Origin of the sequence: Olsenella intestinalis, from assembly GCF_023276655.1 — a bacterium.
GTDB lineage: Bacteria > Actinomycetota > Coriobacteriia > Coriobacteriales > Atopobiaceae > Olsenella_J > Olsenella_J intestinalis.
Map to the genome: position 1 here is coordinate 256233 of NZ_JALGRK010000001.1, position 6268 is coordinate 262500.

The 6268-nt window shown below is 67.3% G+C and carries 1 protein-coding gene and 2 rRNA genes (1 of these 3 running past the window's edge); all 3 read right to left on the reverse strand.

The window, feature by feature from the left end:
- Window positions 1-60: 60 nt before the first annotated feature.
- The gene (locus M5D76_RS00990) at window positions 61-3525 is read right to left on the reverse strand and encodes an AfsR/SARP family transcriptional regulator (protein WP_248921551.1); all 3465 of its coding nucleotides are present in this window, start codon (window positions 3523-3525) and stop codon (window positions 61-63) included.
- Between the two features lie 339 nt (window positions 3526-3864).
- Window positions 3865-3979 (reverse strand): 5S ribosomal RNA (gene rrf / locus M5D76_RS00995).
- 109 nt (window positions 3980-4088) lie between these two features.
- Window positions 4089-6268, reverse strand: a 23S ribosomal RNA gene (locus M5D76_RS01000) (it continues 756 nt past the right edge of the window).

The following is a 6268-nucleotide window of genomic DNA, read 5'->3' on the forward strand; positions in this document are numbered from 1 at the left end:
AGGTACCCCTATGGGGCCCCACACCACCAAAATGGCAGACGGGAGAGCCCGAGCGGCGCGTCACGCGGACGCACCGCCGGCCACGCGCCCGCCGCCGTGGCCGTGCCCGCCGGACGAGCGCTTGCCTGACGCGCGCCCGTGCCTCTTCGACGCCTTGCGCGCACGCGGCGCGGACGCCTTGCGACCCTTGCCAACGCGCTTCCCGCCGCTGGCACCGGCCGCCGGACGCGCGCTCTTCTCGCCTGCGCCAGACCCCTCCTGCGCGGCGTCCGCGCCCCCTGCGCCCTCGCCGCCGAGAAGAGCCTCGTCCTCGCCCGCGTCGTCCGCCGCCGACGCGAGCGCGGAGAGGCCGCGGCTCGACGCCGTGGCGCCCGCCTCGAGGGCCAGCAGCTCGCGCGCCGCGGCGGGCCCTCCCGGCGCCACCCACGGCGTCTCCCCGTCGCTGAGGATCTCGCGCACCACGTCGTCCAGGCCGCTTCCGGGCGCGCGCCCGAAGCGCTCCCGCAGGCGCATGCGGTAGCGCTCGTACAGCTCGACGATCTCGGAGCGGCGGCCCTGCACGCCGAGGGCGACCACCAGGCACTTCACGGCGTCCTCGCGCAGCTCGTCGTTGGCGAGCGAGGCACGCGCGAGCTCCACGGCCAGGTAGTCCTTCCCCTCCCTGAGCGCCGCCTGCGACCCCACGAGGCACGCGTCGGCGTGCGCGAGGGCCAGCTCCTGCACGTGCGAGACGATCTCGCCGTTGAGGTCGGCCGGCACCACCTCGACGCCCGCGCCGAAGATCTGGTGCGCCTGCACCGCGTACCGCACGGTCCTGCGGTCGTCGCCCTCGCTCATGAGCGCCTGCATGGCCGCGCGCTCGAACTCGTCGATGTCGAACGCGATCTCCTCCGAGACGAGCGCCACGGTCCCGCTGTACCTGTTGCTGATCACGGGGTTCGACTTCGTGTCGCCGCCGCGCAGCAGCTTGCGCGTCGACGCGACCGCCTCGTAGAGCCGCTGCGAGCCCGTCGCGAAGTCGCAGTCGCCCCAGATCGCCATCACGAGGTCGCGCTTGACCATCTTGTGCCCGCGGGCCAGCGCGAGCGCCGTGATCACGTCGCGCGCCTTGCGCTTCGTGAGCGCGCTCGACGCCACGGGCACGCCGTCCACCCGCACCGAGAAGGACCCCAACACCGAGACGAGCACGCGCTTTGCCCCCGGCCGCGTGCGGGTCGAGCGCGCGCCGCCCTCGACGCCGGCGGCCGCCGCGCACGCCGCGACGCCCGCGCCCGCGACGCCCTCGAGCATGCGCGGCTCCTCCACGGGGCCCGAGCACAGCCGCTCCTCGAACACGTGGCACGCGAACGAGCGCCACGCGCTCGGCAGCGATCCGCGAAACGCGAGCGACGCGTCGCCGCAGTCGTACATGAGCATGTTGAGCGCCCACAGCACGTCCCTCGGGCACGTCCCGCGCGACAGCGCGTCGAGGCGCACCGGGCGCGTCCGGTCGGCCCTCAACGACCGCTCGAACAGCCGCGCGAGGTCGCGCATGGGTCCGCGCTCCATCTCGTCGACCACGAGCGACACGTCCTCCCCCAGGCTCGCGCGGGCGCCCACCTGCACGAGCAGGGCGGCCTGGGCCACAAAGGGGCTCCCCGCCGCGAGCGCGCGCGACCGCGAGCGCTCGGCGCGCACGTACGCCCTCGTGCACGCGCCGCCTCGCAGGTCGGCGATGGCCGCAACGAAGAGCAGCGCCGCCTCCACGAGCACGTCGCCGTACTCCGCGGCGCGCCCCGACGCGCGCTCGCCCGCCCCGAACGTCGCGCGACGCCCCATGAGCACCTCGAGCGCCTCGTGCTCCGCGGCGCGATACAGGTCGATCCTGCGCGAGCTCACGGTCCTGAAGACGTGCTCCACGCGCAGCTGGTCCGCATCGCCCTGACGCAGGTCGCGCTCGCCCAGGAGCACCTCGCACGCGCGGAGGTCGTCGCTCAGCCACGCCGACGGCAGCCCGTCCACCACGGCTCGCGCCCCGCCGTTCACGAGCTCCTTGAACGCGCTCGAGACGCGCCCGCGCGCCAGCTCGCACAGGACGCTCGCGTGCGTCACGAGCTGCGCGCTGAACTCGTCGTCCTCGATGCTCGCGAACGCCCGCTCGCCCTCGGACACCTCCGCGAGCACCCGCCGACACACCCCGATCAGCTTCGCCCGCCTCAGCGCGCAGGTCGGCACCGTACTCTCGCTGCACAGCGCCCTCGCACACCCGCGCGCGTCCGACAGCTCGTCGACCTTCGCCGACAGCTCCGCCAGGACCCACGCGCTCAGCGCGTCGGCCGCGACCCAGGACGCGCTCTTCTCGACAACCTTGCCCGCGACGCCCGCATCGGCCCCGTCGTCTGCCTCCCCATCCGAGAAGAGCCCCATCTCCTCGTCCAGGATCATGTCGTGGCGCGCCTCGATGCCCCTCGAGACCACCTTCGGCATCCCCGCGCACACGTACTCGGTGCCCCACGCGAGCGCGAGGGCATGCGACTCGCGCGCGTCGGGGCAGAGGCCGCACACGAGCCCTGAGCGCCGATATTCGCCGCGCATCGCCAGCACCTCGGCGCAACTCGCCACGAGCGTCTGACGCGGCCCACAGGGCACCGTGAGCGCCCCGTAGACGTCCATCAGCGCCTCGCAGTCGTCCACGCCGGCGACGGAGAACGTGCGCGTCGCGCACGAGCAGCCAAACAGCGGCGCCTCGCGCTCGAGCCACGCGAGCATCTCGTCGTCGATGCGCCGGTCCACGGCCCTCAGGTCGTCGAGGGTCCCGCGCCCCAGCAGGATCATCGCGAGCCTCAGCCGCAGGTCCTCCTCCGGAAGCGTCGGCCTCAGCGCGCTGCCGATGACCTGGATCAGCGCCGACGAGTACGACCGTCCCCAGATCGACACCCGCCCCGACGCCACGGCGTCCTCGCGCATGGCGGCGACCAGCTGCGGTACGCAGTTAGAGAGCTTGGTCACCACGTCGTCCGGCGAGCCAGCCCGAGCCGCGAGCCGCGCCGGCCCCACCACGGTCGCGCCGTCGATGGCCTCGGCGAGCGCCGACGCCTCGGGCCTCAGCGACATCACCACGTAGGCCCCCGCCGACACGATCTTGCGGATGGCCCGCACCTCTCGCGCGATGGCGCCCTCGTCGCCAGCCGGAACGTCGTCGATGGTCACGACCAGCCGCCCGCGCGCCTCCGCCCGCGCGATCACGTCCCGCGCGAAGCGCGTCAGCCGCGCCGGCGCATCGCACTCCGACGACCCCGCGAGCGACACGTTGTACACGACGCCGCCCTGCGCCTGCTCGTCGCAGGTCAGGCAGTTGATCGCGAACGACTTCCCCATGCCGCTCTCCGCGCACAGCACGAGCACGTGCGCCGGCGACTCCCGCACGGCCCGGCAGAGCCCGACCAGCTCCTTCTCGCTCAACAGCCGCGGCGACTCAGCCCCGACCCCCATCGAGACGGCGTCAAGCGACAGCGGATGCTTGGCCAACAGGTACGAGAAAGACATAGATCCCCCCAACGTCCAAATGACACTCAGGTCCCTCATTTGACGCATCAAACCTTGGACCTTCTTTTGGGGAATCCGTATTCAAATATGATAAAAAATGAGCGTTTTTCGCAAAAAAACTCACCAAGATACGGGCCAGTTTGCAAAATTACACGCACTTTGGGCCAGACGTGACCAAGCCACGCCCCACCCGCACCACGCACGTCCCTCCCGCCGCCGAGAAGAGCACGGCCCCGATCGGCAGTCGATCGGCAAACAGAAAAAGGGGGCGCCCCCGGACCGTGCCGGGGACGCCCCCCTGGGCCCGGGTCTCCCCGGGACATGGGAATGCCCCTAGTTGGTCAGCGGCGTCCTGCTCTCCCACGGACTACTCCGCAGTACCATCGGCGCTCGGGGGCTTAACTTCCGGGTTCGGAATGGGACCGGGTGTGCCTCCCCTGCCATGGCCGCTGACCAACTAGGGGCATTCGACTGTGAGGTCACGCAAGCCGTGCCCTCAGGGCCGCACAGCGCGACGCGGACGATCCTCTCCAAGGGACCGCACCCGACCCTGCCATTGTATGGAAGGGAAGAGCTCGACCGATTAGTACTGCTCGGCTGAACGCCTCGCGGCGCTTACACCTGCAGCCTATCGCCTCGTGGTCTACAAGGGGTCTTACCGAAAGGAGAACTCATCTTGGGATGGGCTTCCCGCTTAGATGCTTTCAGCGGTTATCCCGACCGGACTCAGCTACCGGGCAGTGCCATTAGGTTGACAACCCGTACACCGGAGGTCCGTCCACCCCGGTCCTCTCGTACTAGGGGCAGCCTCCCTCAATTCTCCTACGCCCACGGAGGATAGGGACCGAACTGTCTCACGACGTTCTGAACCCAGCTCGCGTACCGCTTTAAATGGCGAACAGCCATACCCTTGGGACCTGCTCCAGCCCCAGGATGCGATGAGCCGACATCGAGGTGCCAAACCTTGCCGTCGATGTGGACTCTTGGGCAAGATCAGCCTGTTATCCCCGGAGTACCTTTTATCCGTTGAGCGACGGCCATTCCACTCTGTGCCGCCGGATCACTAGAACCTGGTTTCCCACCTGCTCGACTTGTAGGTCTCGCAGTCAAGCCTGCTTGTGCTCTTGCACTCAGGGGGATGGTTGCCGACCATCCTGAGCAGACCTTACGTGCGCCTCCGTTACTCTTTAGGAGGCGACCGCCCCAGTCAAACTACCCACCAGACACGGTCCCCCGCCCGGATCACGGCGCGGGGTTAGGATGCCAGAACGTCGAGGGTGGTATTCCAAGGGCGACTCCCCAGAGACTGGCGTCCCTGGTTCACGGTCTCCCACCTATCCTCTACACGACGAACCGGCAGCCAATGTCTAGCTGCAGTAAAGGTTCACGGGGTCTTTCCGTCCTTCCGCGGGTAAGTCGCATCTTCACGACTAGTGCAATTTCACCGGGTCTATGGTTGAGACAGCGTCCAAATCGTTACGCCTTTCGTGCAGGTCGGAACTTACCCGACAAGGAATTTCGCTACCTTAGGACCGTTATAGTTACGGCCGCCGTTTACCGGGGCTTAGATTCGCCGCTTCGCTTGCGCTAACGGCTCCTCGTGACCTTCCGGCACCGGGCAGGCGTCAGACCCTATACGTCGTCTTACGACTTCAGCAGAGTCCTGTGTTTTTGATAAACAGTCGTTTGGACCTCTTTACTGTGGCCGACCTGGGCTCGGGGAGCGAGTCCCTCCACCCTGGCCGGCACCCCTTCTCCCGAAGTTACGGGGTGATTTTGCCGAGTTCCTTAACCATAGTTCTCCCGATCGCCTTGGTATGTTCTACCCACCCACCTGTGTCGGTTTGCGGTACGGGCTCCTCGCGGCTCCCTAGAGGTTTTTCTCGGAAGTATGGGCTCACTCACTTCACTCAGTCGCTTCGTCCGCCACCTCAGCCTTCGCGGAAGGCGCATTTCACTACCTTCCAGCCTACGTGGCATCACGGGGACGTCCAGAACCCCGCTGAGCTACCCTTCTTCGTCGCCCCATCGGTAATAGCGCCGCGTCGGAGGTGCAGGAATGTCTACCTGCTGTGCATCGGCTACGCCTTCCGGCCTCGCCTTAGCTCCCGACTGACCCTGGGAGGATTAGCCTTGCCCAGGAAACCTTGGGTTTACGGCGGGGGCGTTTTCCACGCCCCTCTCGTTACTCATGCCAGCATTCTCACTTCCGGCCGGTCCACCGAGGGTCGTCCCTCGGCTTCGCCCCAGACGGAAAGCTCCCCTACCACCAGACTAGGTCTGGTCCGCCGCTTCGGTACCATGCTTAGCCCCGTATATTGTCGGCGCATGTCCACTCGACCAGTGAGCTGTTACGCACTCTTTAAATGAATGGCTGCTTCTAAGCCAACATCCTGGTTGTCTGAGCAAACGCACATCCTTTGCCACTTAGCATGGATTTCGGGACCTTAGCGGGCGGTCTGGGCTGTTTCCCTTTCGAACACACAGCTTAGCCCACATGTTCTGACTCCCGGACTCTGGACCTACGGCATTCGGAGTTTGATTGATCTTGGTAGGCGGTGAGGCCCCCGCAATCATTCAGTGCTCTACCTCCGCAGGTAAACGTCCGAGGCTAGCCCTAAAGCTATTTCGGGGAGAACGAGATATCTCCGGGTTTGATAGGCCTTTCACTCCTATCCACAGGTCATCCCCCCAGTTTTCAACCTAGGTGGGTTCGGCCCTCCACGGGGTCTTACCCCCGCTT

Coding starts and splice junctions, on each gene's coding strand:
- M5D76_RS00990 (WP_248921551.1), bottom strand. CDS start 3,525: ATGTCTTTCTCGTACCTGTTGGCCAAGCATCCGCTGTCGCTTGACGCC.